This window comes from Variovorax sp. 01N429 (assembly GCF_056399425.1).
Window position 1 is genome coordinate 173108 of sequence record NZ_JBFTRG010000012.1, and the last position, 18913, is coordinate 192020.

Sequence of the window (18913 nt, forward strand, 5' to 3'; positions counted from 1 at the left end):
GGGAGGAAAAAGGTGATTCAACGCATCGCCGTGGGCCACGGCATGGCTGGCCGGAAGCTTCTGCGGAAGCTTCAATCAACGTTCAGACGCGAACCACGAACCGAGCGCTTCGCGGATTCTCTCGGCTCGAACGATTTTTACGATTCACAAAGGCAGTCGCCAGGACCCTCGCCAGGGTATCTGGCTCGCGGTCTCCTTGGCTTGTCGGCGGGATTTGTGCTGGGCGCCTGCTCGGTTGCGGCCGGCACACACCAACTTCATCCGGAAGAAAAAAAAATGTCCAGTCCCGCCATCGAAGCGAAACCAATCCCCGACGCGCCCGAAGTGCTGCGCCGGTTGCTGGCGCTGATCGACACATTGCATCAACCGCAAGATCTGACGACTGAACGGGTCGAGCAATTCACTGGCTACGCCATGACGCCGTTTTCCGACAAGCCCACCAATGACGCGTACGAGATATGGCAGCCGCTCACAGAGATGTGGACATACGGGTACACCTGGAAGTTAAACAGCGCCAGCGGACTTCCAAATCTTGGCCTCGGGTTTGACAAGACTAAAAAATACGCCAAGCGCCCTCCGATGACGGGGATTTGTCAATTGGATGCGACACAGTTTCATGACGCACTGCTCACGATGGGCTATCGGCATGTCGGAAATACTCGCCGAGAGAGTCCGGCTCGACAGTACCAGCGTGGCGTGGCAAAGGTCGAGATCGCATTTGTCGGTGAGAGCGGTGAAAGCCTCGAGAAGATTTCGCATGACTGCATCAAGAGAATCTCCATCGGCTTCCTTGTGGAATACATGGACTTGGGGGCGATGTAATGGGCGCTGTCGGTTCCAGGCTCGATCGCGTGATCGGGGAGGTCGGAAATTCAACATCGGCCGCCCATCGAAATCTGCGCGCCGTCATCGAAGAATCACCCGCCTTGACGCGACAGATGAACGAGGCCGTCGCGGGCGGTCATCTCAAGCATTTCTCGTTGATGGCGGCAAGCGAGAACGCCGGGGCAAGCTACAGCCCCGAGACGCAGACCATCAACATGAAGCACGGCGACCTTTCAGAGGTCGAACGGCGCGATCTGCTCACTTTCCTCATGGGCCATGAAGTCCAGCATGGCATCAACCGTGACCGCACCAGATTTGGACTGGAGCAGTTCGACCGGGAAGCCCGCCTCGTGCTGGAAAGCGGCCAGCCACTTCATGACTACAGCCCTACCCTAGAGCAAATGCTCTCGATCAACCGTAACGACGAAGCCAGCGCGCATATCGCAGGTTGGAATGCCTTGGTCAGCCGGGTGAAGCGCAGAAACCCCGAAGCCCAGTTGTCCGATATTGGAAAACTGGCTGGAGAAGTCGGCTACATCAACGACTTTGTCGAGAGCGAGCAAATCGAAGGGCGCAAGCACTTTTCTGCGAAGGCCGGCTTCACACTCAATGCCGATCTTTCAATCACACCAAACAAGCACAACATCGAAGCGGCCGGAAGGCACTATTTTGACAAAGAGCCGCAAGACACCCGGCTAGGCCATCACGGCAACTCCGACTACGCCAACTACTACGCGGCCGCTCTTGTCAGTTCGGTCTGCCAATACGAATTGCTCAATCCGCGCCTGGCCGGGGATGTGCAACTGGACATGCGCGGTCTTGGCTTGCAAGAAAAGCTGCTGGAGCAAAACGGCATCTCGCTCGGCACGGCATCCGCGCGCTGCGCCTACTTCGACACGCAGGCTCCAAGCATTGCAGCCCACTTCGACCATACGGCCGAAAGTCACGAGCACATGCCGGTCTACGGCCTGCCTGCGCCGTCCCGGCTGTCGCAGGGACTGAATCAGCGCTCAGAAGCTGTCCAGCTCGACCATCCTGCACATCCCGATCACAAATTATTCGGTCAGGCCCAAGCGGGAGTGCATCTGCTCGACGCAAAGGTAGGCCGCACGCCCGATCAGAAGAGCGATCAGCTGGCTGCCGCCCTGGTCGTGGCTGCCCGTACAAACGGAATCAATCGCATCGACCATGTGGTCCTGAGCACCGACGCTTCGAAGGTGTTCGCCGTCGAAGGCGCGTTGGACTCGGCTCTCAAGCGGATCGCCAGTATTCCGACGGTGGAGGCTCTCAGCACGCCCATCGCCCTAAGTACGCAGGCGTGGCAGCAAGCATCTGAACTGAACAGGCAACAAGTCCAGGACCGAGCGCTGGACCACCCGCAGACCACGCAGCGCGAAGCACGGGCAATGAGGCTCTAGCCCTCAAGCCCCTAAACAACAGGACCCGAACCGCGCAGCCGATCCAGCGCACGGTCCAGGAACACGAGCCTGTCCTGGCCCCAGAAGCGCTCCTCGTGCAGGATGTATGTGGGCGCGCCGAAGACTCCCCTGTCGACGGCTTCAGCGCTGTTCGCCCGGTAAATGGCCTGTGTCTCGGCCGTCTGCTCCAGTGCGTGCAGCGCGGCGCCGTCGTAGCCGTTCTCGTCGGCCACCGCGATGCGCACCGCGGCGTCCGCGGTGTCGCGCTCTTCCGCCCACAGGGCACGCAGCAGCGCATGCGAAAGCGGCTGGGCGTCCAGGCCCTGCAACTGCGCCGCAATCACCATCCAGCCGGGGTACTTGTTCCAGTTGGGATCGCTCGCCTGCCCCTTCGGGTAGTGCGCGGGCTCCAGGTTGAGCGGCATGCCCAGGTGCTCGCGCCAGCGCGCAAGTTCAAGCGCGTGGTAAGTGCGCCGAGGTTCCGGCCGGGTCTTGAGCGGAATGCCGCCGGTCTGCGGGACCACCGCCTGGAAGTCGTAGGGCTTGAGCGTGAGCCGCACATGATGGCGGCGGACGATGTCCTGAAGTTGCGGCCCTCCAAGGTAGGCCCAGGGAGAAGAGAGGCTGTAGTAGCAGTCGAGCGCGATCATGTTCTGGATTATCTTCACGCCATGGCCTCAGACGACTCTTTTTCCGACGCACGCTCCGGCGAACTTCCGCCGGTGCCGCTGCAATTCATCGCAAGTCCGCGCGACACCGCCGCGCTCGAGCGCCTCGCGGCCCAGGCACGCGCCGATCTCGAACGCATCAACGTGCCGCCGCCGGCATGGGTACTTCCCGCGGAATCGTCCACCGACGAGGCGCCGATTCTCGACGTCCTGATTGCCGGCGCCGGAATGTGCGGCCAAACGGCTGCCTACGCGTTGCGCCGGGAAGGCGTCACGCGGGTACGGGTGATCGACCGCGCCCCGCGGGGCGAAGAAGGCCCGTGGGGCACCTACGCGCGCATGCTCACGCTGCGCAGCCCCAAGCACGTGGGCGGCCCCGAACTCGGCGTGCCCTCGCTCAGCTTTCGTGCATGGTACGAGGCGCAGCACGGCGAAGGCGGTTCGACGTCCAAAGAGGGCGTGCCCGGCTGGGAGGCGCTGCACAAGATCGGGCGTGTCGACTGGCGCGACTACCTGCTCTGGGTGCGCGAAACGGTCGGCCTTGCGGTGGAAAACGGCGTCTCGCTGCGCTCCGTGTCGCACACGCAGGACGGACGGGTGCTTGAAGTCGAAGTCGAAGACGCCCACGGCAGGCGCGAATCGGTGCGCACGCGGCAACTGGTACTGGCGCTGGGACGCGACGGCAGCGGCGCGGCGCGCTGGCCTGCGTTTCCTTCGTTGCAGCGTGACGATCCCTTCGCAGCCGGGCGCGTATTCCATTCCGCCGATACGATCGATTTCGCGGCTTTCGAAGGCCAACGCATCGGCGTGCTCGGCGCTGGGGCGTCGGCGTTCGACAACGCCGCCTGCGCGCTCGAAGCGGGTGCCGCAAAGGTGACACTCTTCGCGCGCCGCGCCCAACTGCCGCAAGTCAACAAGAGCAAGGCCGCATCCAGCCACGGCTTCCTGCGCGGCTTCGAGGGACTGGACGACGCGCGCAAGTGGCGCGTCTATACCTACATCTTCGACGAGCAAGTCCCGCCGCCCTGGGAAACGGTGCGCCGCTGCGATGCGCACGATGCCTTCGATCTGCGCCTCGGAACCCCGTGGGACGATGTCGCACCCGACGAGGACGGCGTGACGGTCACCCTGCCGAACGGCGGAATGGAGCGCTTCGACGCGGTAATCTTCGGCACCGGCTTCGACGTCGACCTGCTTGACCGGCCCGAAATCGCCGCGTACACATCGCAGATCGACACCTGGGCAAACCATGTTTCGGCGACCGAAGCCGAGCATCACCCCGAGCCGGCGCGTTTTCCGTACCTGGGCCCTGGCTTTGAACTGCGCAGTGCCGATCCGTCGAGCCCGCAAGCGGATGCGTTGGCGCGAATGCGCCTGTTCAACTGGGGCGCGACCATGAGCCATGGCGCACTGGCCGGCGATATTCCGGGCCTCGCCATCGGCGCGACGCGGCTGGCGCAGGCCATCGCGCGCGACCTGTTCGTGGAAGACGCCGACCGGCACTGGGAGCGCCTGCAAGCACACGATGAGCCCGAACTGATCGCGACACGCTGGTACGTACCAGGCACGCCGAACGAATGAGCCAGAGCCGCCAAGCGGCTTTCGTGACATTTGCGCGCGATCGGCGCTTCTTCTCGGCGAAGTCGGCGCCCCGCGCTCGTTATATTCCAGGCCCGGCTTGCGCTCCACGCAAGCCGTTTCGGAACCAGGAAGGACAAAAAGAACGAATCACGCTTCAAGCGAGGGCAACGCCTGCCCTCCGCATCTCGGCGCACGCCACGGCCTGTCACGGCCACCCATGGCCATCGTGGCGATCGCGCTTTTTTCAAATGCAGTCAATTGCCGGTGATCAGCACGCCTTCAGACGTGCGGTTGCCGGTCATGTTTTCGGGAGCTCTCATGAACAACAACAATTTCAAAATCTGGTCGGCCGAATTCCTCGGCACCTTCTGGCTCACCTTCGGCGGCTGCGGCAGCGCAGTCCTCGCGGCGGCCTTCCCTGAGCTTGGCATCGGCTTTCTCGGGGTGTCGGTCGCATTCGGGCTGACTGTGATCACCGGCGCTTATGCGTTCGGCCCGATCTCGGGCGGCCACTTCAATCCCGCCGTCTCGCTCGGCTTGGTGGCGGCCGGCCGCATGCCCGCCAGCCAGCTTGCGGGTTACGTGGTCTCCCAGGTGGCGGGCGCATGCTTTGCCGCGGGCGTCCTCTACCTCATCGCCTCGGGCAAGCCCGACGCCGACCTGGGCGGATTTGCGGCCAACGGTTTTGGCGAGCACTCGCCAGGGCAATACGGCATGGCGGCCGCGTTGCTCTGCGAAGTCGTGATGACGGCCGTGTTCCTGATCGTGATTCTCTGCGCGACCGCCAAGCGCGCGGCGCCGGGGTTCGCAGGCCTGACGATCGGACTCTGCCTCACGCTCATTCACCTGGTTTCCATTCCTGTGACCAACACGTCGGTCAATCCGGCGCGCAGCACCGGCCCGGCTTTGTTCGCGCCGGCATGGGCGATCGATCAGCTATGGATGTTCTGGGTCGCTCCGCTCGTCGGCGCGCTTGTCGGTGCGGTGATCTACAGATTGGCACTGGCCGAAGCGCGGGCGGAAGCACCGGCAATACGGGCTGCCTGAAGCTGGCTCGAGCGTTCATCGTGTAGGGCGCCATGCAGTTCGGCCAGGAGCCCGGTGTGCACGTCGCCTTCGCGAAATCTCGGATGCGCGAGCACGGCATCGAGATAGCCCAGGTTGCTGGTGAGCCCGCTCAGGCGGACTGAAGCCAGCGCCGAGCGGAGCTTGTCGATCGCTGTCAGCCTGTCGGCGGCGTGGGCCAGCACCTTCATCACCAAGGGATCGTAGTAAGGCGTCATGACGTTGCCCTGCCGGTAGCCGCAGTCGATGCGCACGCCCGCCATGGCCGGCAGCACCAGTTCGGTCAGCGGTCCCGGGCTGGGCATGAAGTTCCTGGCCGGATTCTCGGCATACACACGGGCTTCGACCACGTGGCCCTCGGCGCGGATGTTCTCCTGGGCGAGTTCGGCATGGAGCGCCTCGCCCATCGCCAGCCGCAACTGCGCACCCACGAGGTCCACACCCGTGAGCATCTCCGTCGCCGCATGCTCGACCTGGATGCGGGTGTTCATTTCCAGGAAGAAGAATTCGCCGGTCACCGTGTCGAAGAGAAACTCGACCGTGCCCGCGCCTTCGTAGCGGCACGATGCAGCCAGGCCGATCGCGGCCTGCGCCATCTTGCGGCGAATCTCGTCGGCGATCAGCGGCGCACCGGCTTCTTCCAGGACTTTCTGGTGGCGCCGCTGCATCGAGCAATCTCGATCGAACAGGTGCACGGCGGTGCCGTCGCCGAAGCCGAAGACCTGCACTTCGACGTGGCGCGCGCGCTGAACGACGCGCTCCAGGTACACCGCGCCACCGGCGAAGGCCTTGTGCGCCAAGCTGCTGGCCGTGCGCACCGAAGCCACGAGTTCGTCCGGCTGCGTGACCAGGCGCATCCCGATGCCGCCACCGCCGGCCGCCGCCTTGACGAACAGCGGAAACCCCGTCGCGGCACCGGCGGCGTGCAGCGCCGGTTCGTCGGTCGGGTCGAGCTTTCCGGTGCCGGGCAGCACCGGGACACCGGCGCGGACAGCGGATTGCCGCGCCTGTTCCTTGTCGCCCATCAGCGCGATGACTTCGGGCCTCGGGCCGACGAAACGGACGCCCGCTTCCTGGCATGCGCGGGCGAATGACGCGCTCTCGGCCAGGAAGCCGTAGCCGGGATGCAGAAGCGTCGCGCCGGTGCGCCGGGCGACCTCCAGGATCACATCCTTGCGCAGATAGCTTTCCGAAGCGCGCGCCGGTCCGATCGCGACCGCCTCGTCGGCCATCTCGACGTGCGGCAGATCTCGGTCGGCCTCGGAGTGGATCGCCACCGTTCGAAGCGACAGTTTCCGCGCCGCGCGGATCACGCGACAGGCGATCTCGCCGCGATTGGCAATGAGCAGTGTGGGCTTGGTCATTCGGTCGCCTTCCCCTTCCTATCGCCAGGCCACCTTGCGGAAATCCAGGAATCCCGAACCTTCCTGAACCTGCCAGTACAGGTCCTTCTTCTTCGCGAAGACATTGAACAGCTCCGTCACGAGCAGCGCCGAAGCATCGTCGTGCAGCGCGCGGCCGATCTTGCGGAAGAGCGCGCCGCGCGCTTCGGCGCCGGTCGTGCTGTCGAGTTCGGTGATCAGCTTCTCGACTTCGGGGTTGTAGTAATCGGACCAGGTGCCGTTCTTGGAGAACGAGCCCGCCACGGGATGGATCGGATCGTAGATGGCGTTGGTGAACTGTGTCGTCGTCATGGGTCCCGACTTGTGCGTGTTGTTGAGTCGGCTCCAGGCCGCATAGTCGATGCGGTTGATCTTGACGCGCACGCCGACTTGCCCGAGATAGGCCGCCACCGCTTCGGCAAACTCCTTGGGCGTGCCGACGGCATCGTTGAGTTCGATGTCGAAGCCGTTCGGATAGCCGGCCTGCTTGAGCAGCGCCCGCGCCTTCGCCGGGTCGTAGGCATAGGGCGCGATGTCGGGGCTGCTGCCGTAGGGAAAGTACTTCGAGATGAAGGTTCCCATCGGCGCGCCGACGCCGTGGAAGACGCCCTTGATGATCGCGTTGGCATCCACCGCATGGTTGAGGGCCTTGCGCACCTCGACCTTGGACAGCGGCGTGCCCGGCACGTTCGAATAGAGGCGCACGTGCATCGGCGAGGACACCGGATTGGTGATGACGCTCAACGCCGGGTCCTTGCGCAGGCGCTCGACGTCCGACAGCGGCACCATCGAAGCCACATCGATCTCGCCGGTGAGGATGGCGTTGACGCGGCTGGCCGGCTCCGGAATGTAGGTGAAGGTCAGCGTCTTGATGCCCGGCTTCTCGCCGTAGAAGTCATCGAAGCGCTCCAGCTCCAGGTACTGGCCGATCTTGTTTTCCTTCACTCGGAAGGGACCAGTCCCGATGGGGGCTGCCGCGAAGGCTTCGGCATTCGGCAGCTTCGACGTGTAGTTCTTGCCGACGATGAAGAGGAAGCCGGCGATCTTGTTCATGAAGGCGCCGTCCGGCTGCTTCAGCTTGATGACGACGGTCTGCGCATCTGGTGTCTCGATGCTGTCGACCACCGGGGCAAAGTAGGGCCGGCGCGTGCTCTTCGATGCCGGGTCGATGATCCGCTCGATCGAGTATTTCACGTCGGCCGAGCTGAAGATGTCGCCGTTGTGGAACTTGATGCCCTTGCGCAGCGTGAAGGTGTAGGTCAGGCCGTCGGGCGAGATCTTGTAGGCGTCGGCCATGCGCGGAACGATGTTGCCCTTGGGGTCGAAGCCGTAGAGCGTGTCGTAGATCTGCATGGCGTAGCGCTGCGAGTCGCCGCTGGCCGTGATCTGCGCGTCCAGGTTCTGGATCTCCTTGTCGAGCGCGACGACCAGCGTTTCCTTGTTCACGGCCGGTGCGGTCTTGCTGGCCGCCATGGCGCCAAAGGCTGGCGCCAGAAAGGCCAGCACGGCGCCGGCCAGGAAGCGGCCCATGCGCGCCCGCGATGTCGATCGGTTCATGCGTAATGCTCCTGTGTGAGGAATGGATGAAGGGGGTGCCGTGCAATGGCCGTCACTGCCAAGCGACGCGGCGGAAGTTCAGGAAGCCCGATCCCTGCTGGACCTGCCATTGCAGGTTCTTCTTGCGGCCATAGACGTAGAACTGCTCGGAAACATTGACCGATGCCGCGTCATCGTGGAGGAGCCGACCGATCTTGCGGAAGATGGCGCCGCGCGCCTCCGGCCCCAGGGTGCCTTCGAGTTGCCCGATGAGCGCCTCGACCTCGGGGTTGTAGTAGTCCGACCAGGTGCCTTCCTTCGAGAAGGTGCCGACGATCGGATGCACCGGGTCGTAGATCACGTTCGAGAAGATGGTGACCGTCGCCGGGCCGGCCTTGTGCGTGTTGTTGAGGCGGATGAATGCCGGATAGTCCATGCGCACCAGTTCCGTCCGTACGCCGACCTGGGTCCAGTAAGCGGCGATGGCTTCGGCGAATTCCTTCGGCTGGTCGGTACCGTTGTAGAGCTTGACGTCGATGCCGTTCGCGTAGCCCGCCTTGCGCAGCAGCTCGCGGGCCTTGGCCGGGTCGTACGGATAGGGCTTCAGGTCGGGATCGGCGCCGTACGGGTAGTAGCGTGAGATGAAGGACGCCATCGGGCTGCCGACGCCGTGCAGAACACCTTTGATGATCGCGTCGTTGTCGACCGCGTAGTTCAGCGCGCGGCGCACATCGCGATTCGCGAAGGGATGGCCGGCCACGTTCGAATAGAGCCGCACGTGCAGCGGGCCGCCGTTCGGATTCGTGACGACCTCCAGTCGCTTGTCGGCCTTCAGGCGGCTGGCGTCCTGGAGGGGAAGCACGGTCGCCAGGTCGATCTCGCCATTCACGAGCGCGTTGACGCGGCTGGCCGCCTCAGGGATGAAGCGCAGCACCAACCGCTTCACGCCGGGCATCTCGCCGGCATCCTTGCCCCAGTAGCCATCGAAGCGCTCGAGTTCGAGGTACTGGCCGACCTTGAATTCCTTGACGCGGAAGGGCCCGGAGCCGATGGGTGCGGCGGCGAATGCCTCCGGGGTTCCAAGACGCGTGGTGTAGTCCTTGGGAACGATGAAGAGAAAGCCGGCCACCTTGTTGAGGAAGGCGCCGTCGGGCTGCTTGAGCACGATCGTGACGGCGTTGCCGCTGGCATCCACACGCTCTACCACCGGCGCGAAATAGACGCGGCGCGTGCTCTTGGTGGCCGGGTCGAGGATGCGCTCCAGCGAGTACTTCACGTCCTGCGCCGTCAGCGCATCGCCGTTCTGGAAGCGGAGCCCTGGTCGCAGGGTGAATGTGTAGCTCTTCTGGTCGGGCGCCACCTTCACCGCGCTGGCCATGCGCGGAACGAGATTCCCGACCTGATCGAAGCCATAGAGCGTGTCGTAGACCTGCCATGCATAAAGCAGCGAATCGCCGGTGGAGGTGACCTGGGCATCGAGGTTGCTGATCGATTTCTCGAGGCCGACCACCAGCGTGTCGCGATCGATGGCCGGTTCGTACTCGGCAGCGGCACCGCCGCCCGTCAGCCCGAGCAACAGTGCGGCTCCGAACATCCATCCGGTGACCCACGCGCGCATGCGCCCGTGACGAGTCGCTGTGATCATTCACTGTCTCCTTCTAGGTCCACTAAGTGGACTTATAAAGTCTATGATGGCTGGAATTGGCGCTGTTCATGACAAGGGGCCTGACCCTAAAATCTTGTCCACACGATGTCAATCACTGGAATACCCTCTGATCTCGCACCGTCCAGGCCTATATCGTGCCTCAGCCGCATAGGCGGAAAGCAAATATCAATATATGGAAATCCATGGATAAGAGTGTTCTAGACGAACTGAGCGCGCGGCGCCGCGAAGCCCAGGAAACCCGCCCCGAGGCGCTCGAAAAGCTGCATGCGCTCGGCAAGCTCTGTGCGCGCGAGCGCATCGATGCCCTGCTCGATGCGGGCAGCTTTGTCGAGATGGGCCTGCTCGGCCGCAGTGGCCACCCGGCGTTGCGCGATCGCACGCCGGCCGATGGCGTCGTGGTCGGCCACGGCACGATCGATGGGCGCGTGGTGTATGTGGCCGCGGACGATGCGGCGGTCATCGGCGGCACGCGAGGCAGGGTGGGCGAAGTCAAGATCAGCCGCATCCGCGCGGCTGCGCTCGCCCACCGCGCACCGTTCATTGCGCTGATGGAGGCCGGTGCGGCACGCACTCAGGAAACGTTCGGCGCGATGGCGGCCGGTGTCGGGTCACGCTTCGGCGACCACTTCCGCATGTCGGGGCGTGTGCCCCAGGTCGCGGCCGCGCTGGGCTCGGCGTTCGGCGGACCCTCGTTCACTGCGGCGCAATCGGACTTCGTGACGCTGGCGCGCGGCACCGGCTTTCTCGGCATGTCGGGTCCGCTGGTGGTCAAGGTCGGCACCGGCGAAGTCGTGACCAGTGACGAGATCGGCGGCGCTGAGATGTCGAGCGAGGTCACGGGCCTGGCCGATCACGTCGGCGAAACGGAGCGGGAGAGCCTGGCGGCCATCCGCACTTTTCTATCCTTTCTTCCGAGCCATTGCGATGAGTTGCCGCCAGTCGCCCCGCCGCGGCCCGCGGCGCTGGACACGCCCGAAGGCCGCGAGCGTCTTCGGGCGTTGATCCCGGACCTCGGTCGCCAGGCCTACGACATGCGCAAGGTGCTGGCGCTCATCGTCGATGGCGGCGAGCTCTTCCAGCTGCGCCCGCGCTACGGCGGCAACCTGATCACCGCCTTCGGCCGCATCGAGGGCGAGCCTGTCGGCTTCGTTGCCTCCAACCCCATCGTGCGCGGCGGCGTGCTCGACGAGAAGACCGCGCGCAAAGCACGCAAATTCATCGAGCTGTGCGACGCCTTCCATGTGCCGCTTGTCTTCATCACCGACGCGCCGGGCTTTCTGGTCGGGCCGGCCATCGAGCGCCAGGGCATGGTCGCGCTCGCAGGACGCTTGCTCAACGTCGTCTGCGCGGCATCGGTGCCGAAGATCACGATCGTCGCGCGCAAGGCGATCGGGCTGGCCTACCTCGCGCTCTGCGGGCGGGTGATGAACCCCGACACGCTGGTGGCCTGGCCCATGGCGCATTTCGACGTGATGGGCCCCGAAGCCGGCGTCGAGCTGACGCACGGCAAGGACATCGCCGCGGCCGAGGATCCCGTGCAGCGGCGCGCCGAAATCATGCAGAAACTCGAAGTCGAATCGAGCGCCTACGAGGCTGCCGCGATGGGGCTGATCGATGACGTCATCGACCCCGGCGAAACCCGCGAGGTCATCATTCGCTCGCTTGCCAAAGTCAAGGCCGCCCGCACGCCGGGCTTCAAGCATCGCATCGATCCCTGACGGACGAACCATGAGCATCGACATCGAGGTCCGCGACGGCATCGCCACGGTTCGCCTCAATCGGCCGGAGGCGCTCAACGCGATCAACAGCCGGATGCGCCGCGACATCCAGGCCGCATGGCGGCAGTTGGCCGCCGACGACCAAGTCCAGGTCGTCATCGTCACCGGCGTCGGCGATCGGGCGTTTTCCGCGGGAGCGGACCTCAAGGATGCGGCGCAACCAGCGCAGTCGTTTGCCGGCGAGGCTTTCGGTGATGCGAGCAACGGCTCGCTGACCCACGGCATCGAGATGCACAAGCCGTTGATCTGCGCCTTCAACGGGCTGGCGTTCGGCGGCGGCCTGGAGATCGGCCTCGCCTGCGACATCCGCATCGCGGCCGAAGGTGCGCGCTTCGCGTTGCCCGAGGTGCGCGTCGGAACACTGCCCGGTTCGGGCGGCACGCAGCGCCTGCCCCGGTTGATCGGCCGCTCGGACGCCATGCTGATGCTGCTCACAGGCGATTCGGTCGATGCCTCCGAGGCGCTGCGGATCGGCCTGGTGAGCAAAGTCGTTCCGGCCGCGCAATTGCAGCAGACCGCGGAATCGATCGCACTGCGCATCGCGGCCAATGCGCCCCTGGCAGTGCGCGCCGTGAAGCGCCTGGTGCTGAGCGGGCTCGACCTGCCGTTGCCGCAGGCGCTCGAGTCGGAGCGCCTGACCTGGGGCTTGCTGCGCGATACGGAGGATCGCCGCGAAGGCCGTGCGGCGTTCGCGGCGCGGCGAAAGCCCGTCTATCGCGGCCGCTAGACCGGCTCGATCAGCCGGCGCTGGTCTCGATGGTGAGCAGCAGGTCGCCTTCGTTGACCATGTCGCCTTCGGTGACGTGGATCGAAGCGACACGGCCGGGCCGGGGCGTGCCCACCGGGATTTCCATCTTCATCGACTCCAGGATTGCGAGGGTGTCGTCTTCGCCGACCTGGCTGCCCACTTCGACCGAGACCTTGCAGACCGTGCCTGCCATGTCGGACGTGATCTTGATCGATGCCATTTCTGATGTCTCCAAAGATGGAATGTTTGAGCAAATGAAAACTATGTGGAATCGCCAGAATCACTCCGACCAGCGTTGAAGAACTATAACCCGGCGCGGGTTATCGCGGGATGAAGTTGGCTTCTCCATTGGCAGAATCGCGCATTTTCGAGCAAGATGTTGTTTATCCGATCTCGCTGAAGTCGAGATCGATGAAGACATTCGCATTCGAATACTCAAATCACAGGACCACATAATGGAATCACCAAACGAGCTTCGCGACGGGGCCCGATCGTTCGACCTGATCGTCGTGGGGTATGGCGCGGCCGGCGCGGTTTGCGCGATCGAGGCAGCACGCGCAGGCGCGCACGTGCTGCTGATCGAGAAGATGGCCGATCCCGGCGGCATATCGATCCTCTCGGCGGGCGGCATCCGCGTCTGCGACGACCCACAGGAGGGATTTCGATACCTGCAGCACACCTGCGGCGGTCGCACGCCGGACGGCGTGTTGCGCACGCTGGCAGAGGGAATGGCCGAGATGCCGGAGTACCTTCGCGATCTCGCCCGCATCAACGGCGCGCGGGTGAAGGTGGAACCCGCGGTCGGCAACTATCCCTTCCCCGGGTGCGATTCGCTCGGCTACGCCGAAATCGAATCGATCCCCGGCTTCGGCGAGCCCGGCGGACCGGAGGCCGACGGCTACCTGGCCGCGCGCCCGCTTCGGCCCGGCTGCTTCCTGTTCAAGGTGCTGGCCGACCAGGTCGACCATCACGCGGCGGCCGGGCGCATCGAGGTCTGGTTGTCCACGTCCGTGGAGCGTCTGCTCCAGGATGCGCAGGGCCGTGTGTTGGGCGTTGCGGCACGGCGCGACGGCGAAGCGGTGCGTGTGCGGGCTCGGCGCGGCGTCGTCCTCGCCTGCGGCGGCTTCGAGGCCGACGAGGAGATGAAGCGCCAATACCTCGTGTCGACGCCGGTGCTGACCGGCAGCTTCAGGGGCAACACCGGCGACGGCATCCGGATGGCGCAGGCGGCGAATGCGGCGCTCTGGCACATGTGGCATTGCCACGGCCCCTACGGCATGCGGCATCCGGATCCGGACTTTCCGTTCGGGCTCTACGTCAAGCTGCTGCCCATGTGGACGCCGGAGCGCAAGGGACGCCCGCTGCCCCGGATGGCCTGGATCATCGTGGACCAGAAGGCACGGCGCTATGTCGACGAATACCCGCCGTACATGTCGGACACCGGTGTGCGGCAGTTCGACCATTTCGACCCCGCGACCGGCCGCCATACGCGCCTGCCGTCATTCCTGCTGTTCGACGAGGCGGGCCGCAAGCTCTATCCGATGGGCCGCTCGATCACCAATGACCGCGAGGCCTACTACGAGTGGAGCGCCGACAACCTGCGCGAAGTCGACAACGGCATCCTGGTGCGCGCGGACACGCTGGAGGAACTCGCTGCGCAGCTCGGGCTCGACGCCGCCGCGCTGATTGCCACGGTCGAACGCTGGAACGCCAATGTGGCGGCGGGCGCCGATCGCGACTTCGGCCGGCGACCCGAAACCATGATGAACCTCGCCACACCTCCCTTCTATGCCGCGAAGCTCTGGCCGGTCGTCATCAACACGCAAGGGGGCCCCGTGCACGATGCCAGCCAACGCGTGCTCGATCCCTTCGGGCAACCCGTGCGCCGGCTTTACGCCGCCGGCGAACTCGGCAGCGTGTTCGGCCACGTCTACATGGCCGGCGGGAATCTGGCCGAGTGCTTCGTCGGAGGCCGAAACGCGGCGCGTGCGGTCTTGCAAGAGCCGCTCGTCGACGACGTTTTGTGCAACTGAATTTGCACTGTTCCACATAGTAGACGATTAAAAAGCGCTCGGAATCCAGACGGAATACAGGCCGCGCCGAGTGCTCATCTCCCCCGATCTTCAGGGAGATTTTCCCAATGAACCGTGCAGTTCGAGGCAGGTCGAAGCCGGGGGCAGTTTCGCTGCCCGCGATCAGCCTTTTTTTGAGGCTCCGGAAAACTACCTATCGATATCTGAATTTCATATATTGACACTCCAAGATGCACCCGCCTAGACTCGTTCCGAAGCAAGCATCTGCATCGATCTGGAGACAAGATTCATGAGCAAGCGATTCGAAGGCAAGGTGGCCATCGTCACGGGCGGCGTCCGAGGCATCGGCCTCGCAACGGCCCAGGCCTTTGCCCAGGAAGGTGCGGCCGTCGCGGTCTGCGACCTGGCGCAAGATGCAGCGGTGAGCGCCGCCGCTGGCCTGACTGCCGACTACGGCGTGCGCGCCCTCGGCCTGGCCTGCGACGTGGCGGACGAAGCCCAGGTCGATGCCTTCGTCTCACGCGTGGTCGCCGAACTCGGCGGGTTGGACGTCCTCGTCAACAACGCCGGCATCACGCGCGACAACCTGCTTTTCAAGATGAGCGTGACCGACTGGGACCTCGTGATGGGAGTGCATCTGCGCGGCACATTTCTCTGCACGCGCGCGGCGCAACGCCACATGGTCGAGCAGCGCAGCGGCAAGATCGTCAATCTCTCGTCCACCTCGGCGCTCGGCAATCGCGGCCAGGCCAACTACTCGTCGGCCAAGGCCGGCCTGCAGGCCTTCACCCGCACCGCGGCCATCGAGCTCGGCCCCTACAACATCAACGTGAATGCGGTGGCGCCCGGTTTCGTCGACACCGAAATGACGCGCCAGACCGCCGCGCGCCGGGGCATCGATCCCGAGGAGTACATGAAGATGCGCGCCAAGAACATTGCGCTCGGCCGCGTCGGTGTGCCCAAGGACATCGCCAACGTCATCACCTTCCTCTGCAGCGAGGAAGCCTCTTTCGTCTCGGGCCAGATCCTCTACGTCAAGGGTGGTCCGGAGACGGTGCGCTGAAAACCTCCGTCCGCGCGCGGCCTTCGACGGCCGCCTGCTTTCTGTTCACGAAATAGCCATTGCGCCGTTGCGCCGGAAATCCATCCATGTCGTTTCCCGATTTCTCTTTCTCCCTACGCGCGGCAGCATGGGCTGCCGTGGCGGCTTCCTTCACCCTGATGGCGAGCCCGGCCCTTGCGATTGACGGCAAGCCCGCGGTGGACCGCGACACGGTGGTCTTCGGCATCGGCAAGGAGATCGGCAACCTCGACGGGCAGGTCGCCGCCACCGGCGATTCGCAGCGCTATGGCTTCCAGCTGTATGACACGCTCTATGCGTTCGACCTCAAGGGCAACCTGCAGCCGAGCGTCGCCACGGCTGTGAAGATCTCCGACGACGGGTTGACCTACACCTTCACCCTGCGCAAGGACGTGAAGTTCCACAACGGCGCGCCGCTCACCTCGAAGGACGTGAAGTACTCGATGGAGCGAATTCTCCAGCCGGAGATCAAGAGCACGCGCCGCCCCTACTTCGTGAACCTCATCGACAAGGTCGAGACTGCCGGCGATACGACGGTCGTCTTTCACCTCAAGCGTGCGGACGGCGCCTTCGTGAACAAGCTGGCGGGCTACCTGTTGCTGGTGCCCAAGGAGTACACCGAGTCGCTCCCGAATCCCGAAGCCTTTGCGCGTGCGCCGGTCGGCTCGGGGCCGTACAAGTTCGTGTCGCAGAAGATCGGACAGTCGGTCGAGCTGGAACGCTTCGACGGCTACTGGGGGCCGAAGCCGGGCATCAAGCGGCTGGTCTTCAAGCTGATCCCCGACGCGTCGAGCCGTGTCAACGCCATTGTCTCGGGTGAGGCCGACATCGTCGACTATGTGCCCACCGCCGATGCGCAGCGCTTGCGCGGCAATGCGGGCCTGATCGTGAAGCCGGTGCCGGTCGGCAGCCCGCTGGCGGTGCGGCTCTACTCGAACGTGCCCGGCACGCCCCTGTCCAAGCAGAAGGTGCGGCTGGCGCTCAACCATGCGCTGGACACCAACGCGATCATCAAGAACGTGCTTCACGGGATCGGCGCGCCGTTGGGCTCGTACATCTCGTCGTCCTATCCGTATGGCGCGGATCCCGCGCTCAAGCCCTACACCTACGACCCCGCGCTCGCCAAGCGCCTGCTGACCGAGGCCGGCTACCCGAAGGGGTTCGACAGCGAGCTGCTGTGCCCGAGCGACATCCCGAAGGATCTGTGCGAAGTGATCTCGGCGTACTGGTCGGCCATCGGCGTGCGCGCCAGCGTCAAGGTCATGGACTACACCGCATGGAGCCGTCTCAACAACACCCACAAGGGCGGGCCGATGTCGATGATGCAGTTCTCCAACGCCATCTACGACCCGATCCATCCGATCCTCGGCGCCGCCAGCAAGGACGGCTCCTGGTCGGACTACAGCAATCCCGAAGTGGAGAAGCTGATCGCAGAAGCCGATGCGGAGAGCGACCGCGCCAAGCGCGACCAGCTCTTCCGCAAGATCGGCCACGTGCTGCACGACGACGGACATGCCGTGCTGCTGACCGAGCTCTACTACACCTTTGCACAGGACGCCAAGCTCGAATGGGCCCCGCAGACCGGGAGCGGCTACTACAACCTGCGCAACGTGCGATGGAAGTGAGCGCAGTGATCGACAGCCCCTCCCTCGCGTGCGATGCCGCGCTGGAACAGCCCTGGCTCGGGCGTTCCTTCGCCGACGCGCTGGCCCATGGTGAAGCCGTGCACGGCGACCGCGAAGCGCTCGTCTATGGCAACGAGCGCTACAGCTTCGCACAGCTCGCCGCGCGGGTGCGCGCCTTTGCGCGCGGCCTGATCGAGCTTGGCGTGCAGCCGGCCGAGCACGTGGCCCTGTGGATGAGCGACCGGCCCGAATGGCTGGTCGCGCGCTGGGCTGTGCCGTTGATCGGCGCCGTGCTGGTGCCGGTGAACACGCGCTTTCGCGACAACGACGTCAGCTATGTGCTGGCGCAGTCCGACTGCGTGACGCTGATCATGCAGGACGAGGCGCGCGGCACCCGCTACTTCGACATCCTCGCCAAGGTCGTTCCGGACTACGAGACGCAGCCGCAGGGCGCATGGTCCACCAGCGCCCTGCCGGCGCTGCGCCGGGTCATCGCACTGTGCACCGCGTCACCGGCACCCGAAGGCATGCAGGGCTTCCAGGGCGTTGAAACGCTGGGCCGGCGCCGACTGGCCGAGGCCGATGCAAGCGACGGCATGGACGAGCGCCTGCGGGCTCGCGCCGCGGCAGTGCGCGGCTCGGACGTCGCACAGATCCTCTACACCTCGGGGACCACGTCATTCCCGAAGGGCGCCATGGTGTGCCATGGGCCTCTGCTGCAGAACAACTACTACGCCAGCACCTGCCTCGCGCTGACGCCGGCGGACCGCTACCTGTCATGCGTGCCGCTGTTCTCCGCGACCGGCACCTTCTACACGCTGGCGACCTGGTTCTCGGGCGCAACCATGGTGATCGTCGACCACTTCGAGCCGCGCCTGTTCTGCGAGACGGTGGAGCGCGAACGCATCACGCTGAGCTTCTTCGTCGAGACCATCGTGCAGGACCTGCGGGCCTTCGCGGACATCGGCCGCTATGACCTCTCCAGCCTGCGTACGGGCACCGGTGCGCCGCTGCCGACGGATTCCTTCCTGTGGCTCACGAACGTCATTGGCATACCGCAACTGGTGAGCGCCTACGGGATGTCCGAGACCTCCAATGCGGTGGTGCGCACGCGCTGCAGCGATCCGCTGGACAAGCGTGCCGGCACGAACGGTCGCCCGGTCGAGGGGGTTCGCATCCGCATTGCCGACGTGGAGACCAACCAGACGCTGCCCAGCGGCACGGTCGGGGAGATCTGCATCGCCGGGTACGTGCTCATGAAGGGCTACTACAAGCGCCCCGAAGAAGATGCGAAGGCTTTCGATGCCGAAGGCTGGCTGCACAGCGGCGATCTGGGCGAGTTGGATGCGGAGGGCTACCTCATCTATCGCGGGCGGGTCAAGGAAATGATCAAGCCCGGGGGCTTCAACGTGGCCACGCAGGAGATCGAGGTGTTCCTCAAGACCTACCCGGGCGTGCGCGAGGCCGTGGTGGTGGGCGTGCCGGACCGGCGCCTGGGCGAGGTGGG

At 64.8% G+C, this 18913-nt stretch carries 15 protein-coding genes; 10 read left to right on the forward strand and 5 right to left on the reverse strand.

Annotation, left to right across the window (positions count from 1 at the left end; translation table 11 throughout):
- The first annotated feature begins 12 nt into the window (after nucleotides 1-12).
- A complete protein-coding gene (locus tag AC1DSF_RS21355) occupies nucleotides 13-822 on the forward strand; it encodes a hypothetical protein (protein WP_478183397.1) in 810 nt (269 codons plus the stop codon).
- The gene (locus tag AC1DSF_RS21360; protein WP_478183398.1) at nucleotides 822-2243 is read left to right on the forward strand and encodes an XVIPCD domain-containing protein; all 1422 of its coding nucleotides are present in this window, start codon (nucleotides 822-824) and stop codon (nucleotides 2241-2243) included. The genes AC1DSF_RS21355 and AC1DSF_RS21360 overlap by 1 nt, the downstream gene beginning before the upstream one ends.
- An 11-nt stretch (nucleotides 2244-2254) precedes the next feature.
- Here the strand turns inward: AC1DSF_RS21360 and AC1DSF_RS21365 are convergent, their stop codons facing one another.
- Nucleotides 2255-2911 (reverse strand): DsbA family protein, encoded by a 657-nt coding sequence (locus AC1DSF_RS21365; protein WP_478183399.1) that lies wholly within the window; start codon nucleotides 2909-2911, stop codon nucleotides 2255-2257.
- 3 nt (nucleotides 2912-2914) lie between these two features.
- Between AC1DSF_RS21365 and AC1DSF_RS21370 the strand changes: the two genes are divergently transcribed.
- Together AC1DSF_RS21370 and aqpZ are read left to right on the forward strand one after the other, a co-directional pair.
- On the forward strand, nucleotides 2915-4492 hold the full coding sequence (locus AC1DSF_RS21370; protein ID WP_478183400.1) for a SidA/IucD/PvdA family monooxygenase: 1578 nt from the start codon (nucleotides 2915-2917) through the stop codon (nucleotides 4490-4492).
- A gap of 318 nt (nucleotides 4493-4810) precedes the next feature.
- Nucleotides 4811-5539, forward strand: a complete 729-nt coding sequence (gene aqpZ / locus AC1DSF_RS21375) for an aquaporin Z (protein WP_478183401.1) — start codon at nucleotides 4811-4813, stop codon at nucleotides 5537-5539.
- Here the strand turns inward: aqpZ and AC1DSF_RS21380 are convergent.
- The 3 genes from AC1DSF_RS21380 to AC1DSF_RS21390 are packed head-to-tail and all read right to left on the reverse strand — an operon-like array spanning nucleotide 5482 to nucleotide 10120.
- On the reverse strand, nucleotides 5482-6921 hold the full coding sequence (locus tag AC1DSF_RS21380) for an acetyl-CoA carboxylase biotin carboxylase subunit (RefSeq protein WP_478183402.1): 1440 nt from the start codon (nucleotides 6919-6921) through the stop codon (nucleotides 5482-5484). The genes aqpZ and AC1DSF_RS21380 overlap by 58 nt on opposite strands.
- 18 nt (nucleotides 6922-6939) lie before the next feature.
- Nucleotides 6940-8496 carry an ABC transporter substrate-binding protein gene (locus tag AC1DSF_RS21385; protein ID WP_478183403.1) on the reverse strand — a complete coding sequence of 519 codons (1557 nt, stop codon included), beginning with the start codon at nucleotides 8494-8496 and terminating at the stop codon, nucleotides 6940-6942.
- Between the two features lie 52 nt (nucleotides 8497-8548).
- Nucleotides 8549-10120, reverse strand: a complete 1572-nt coding sequence (locus AC1DSF_RS21390; protein WP_478125968.1) for an ABC transporter substrate-binding protein — start codon at nucleotides 10118-10120, stop codon at nucleotides 8549-8551.
- A 203-nt stretch (nucleotides 10121-10323) separates the two neighbouring features.
- Between AC1DSF_RS21390 and AC1DSF_RS21395 the strand changes: the two genes are divergently transcribed.
- Together AC1DSF_RS21395 and AC1DSF_RS21400 are read left to right on the forward strand one after the other, a co-directional pair.
- Nucleotides 10324-11859, forward strand: a complete 1536-nt coding sequence (locus tag AC1DSF_RS21395) for an acyl-CoA carboxylase subunit beta (protein WP_478145413.1) — start codon at nucleotides 10324-10326, stop codon at nucleotides 11857-11859.
- A 10-nt stretch (nucleotides 11860-11869) separates the two neighbouring features.
- Nucleotides 11870-12646: an enoyl-CoA hydratase/isomerase family protein gene (locus tag AC1DSF_RS21400; protein WP_478183404.1), complete on the forward strand. Its 777-nt coding sequence runs from the start codon at nucleotides 11870-11872 to the stop codon at nucleotides 12644-12646.
- Between the two features lie 10 nt (nucleotides 12647-12656).
- Here the strand turns inward: AC1DSF_RS21400 and AC1DSF_RS21405 are convergent, their stop codons facing one another.
- Complete coding sequence (locus tag AC1DSF_RS21405; protein ID WP_478125965.1) at nucleotides 12657-12887, reverse strand: biotin/lipoyl-binding carrier protein; 231 nt, start codon at nucleotides 12885-12887, stop codon at nucleotides 12657-12659.
- 235 nt (nucleotides 12888-13122) lie between these two features.
- On the opposite strand from AC1DSF_RS21405, the gene AC1DSF_RS21410 reads away from it, so the two are divergent.
- The 4 genes from AC1DSF_RS21410 to AC1DSF_RS21425 all read left to right on the forward strand — a co-directional run.
- The gene (locus AC1DSF_RS21410) at nucleotides 13123-14700 is read left to right on the forward strand and encodes an FAD-dependent oxidoreductase (RefSeq protein WP_478183405.1); all 1578 of its coding nucleotides are present in this window, start codon (nucleotides 13123-13125) and stop codon (nucleotides 14698-14700) included.
- A 289-nt stretch (nucleotides 14701-14989) separates the two neighbouring features.
- Nucleotides 14990-15763 carry an SDR family NAD(P)-dependent oxidoreductase gene (locus tag AC1DSF_RS21415; RefSeq protein WP_478145410.1) on the forward strand — a complete coding sequence of 258 codons (774 nt, stop codon included), beginning with the start codon at nucleotides 14990-14992 and terminating at the stop codon, nucleotides 15761-15763.
- 86 nt (nucleotides 15764-15849) lie between these two features.
- Nucleotides 15850-17406 (forward strand): ABC transporter substrate-binding protein, encoded by a 1557-nt coding sequence (locus AC1DSF_RS21420; protein ID WP_478145409.1) that lies wholly within the window; start codon nucleotides 15850-15852, stop codon nucleotides 17404-17406.
- Nucleotides 17397-18913: AMP-binding protein (locus AC1DSF_RS21425; RefSeq protein ID WP_478145408.1), on the forward strand; the 1517-nt coding region annotated here is incomplete at its 3' end. The genes AC1DSF_RS21420 and AC1DSF_RS21425, both read left to right, overlap by 10 nt.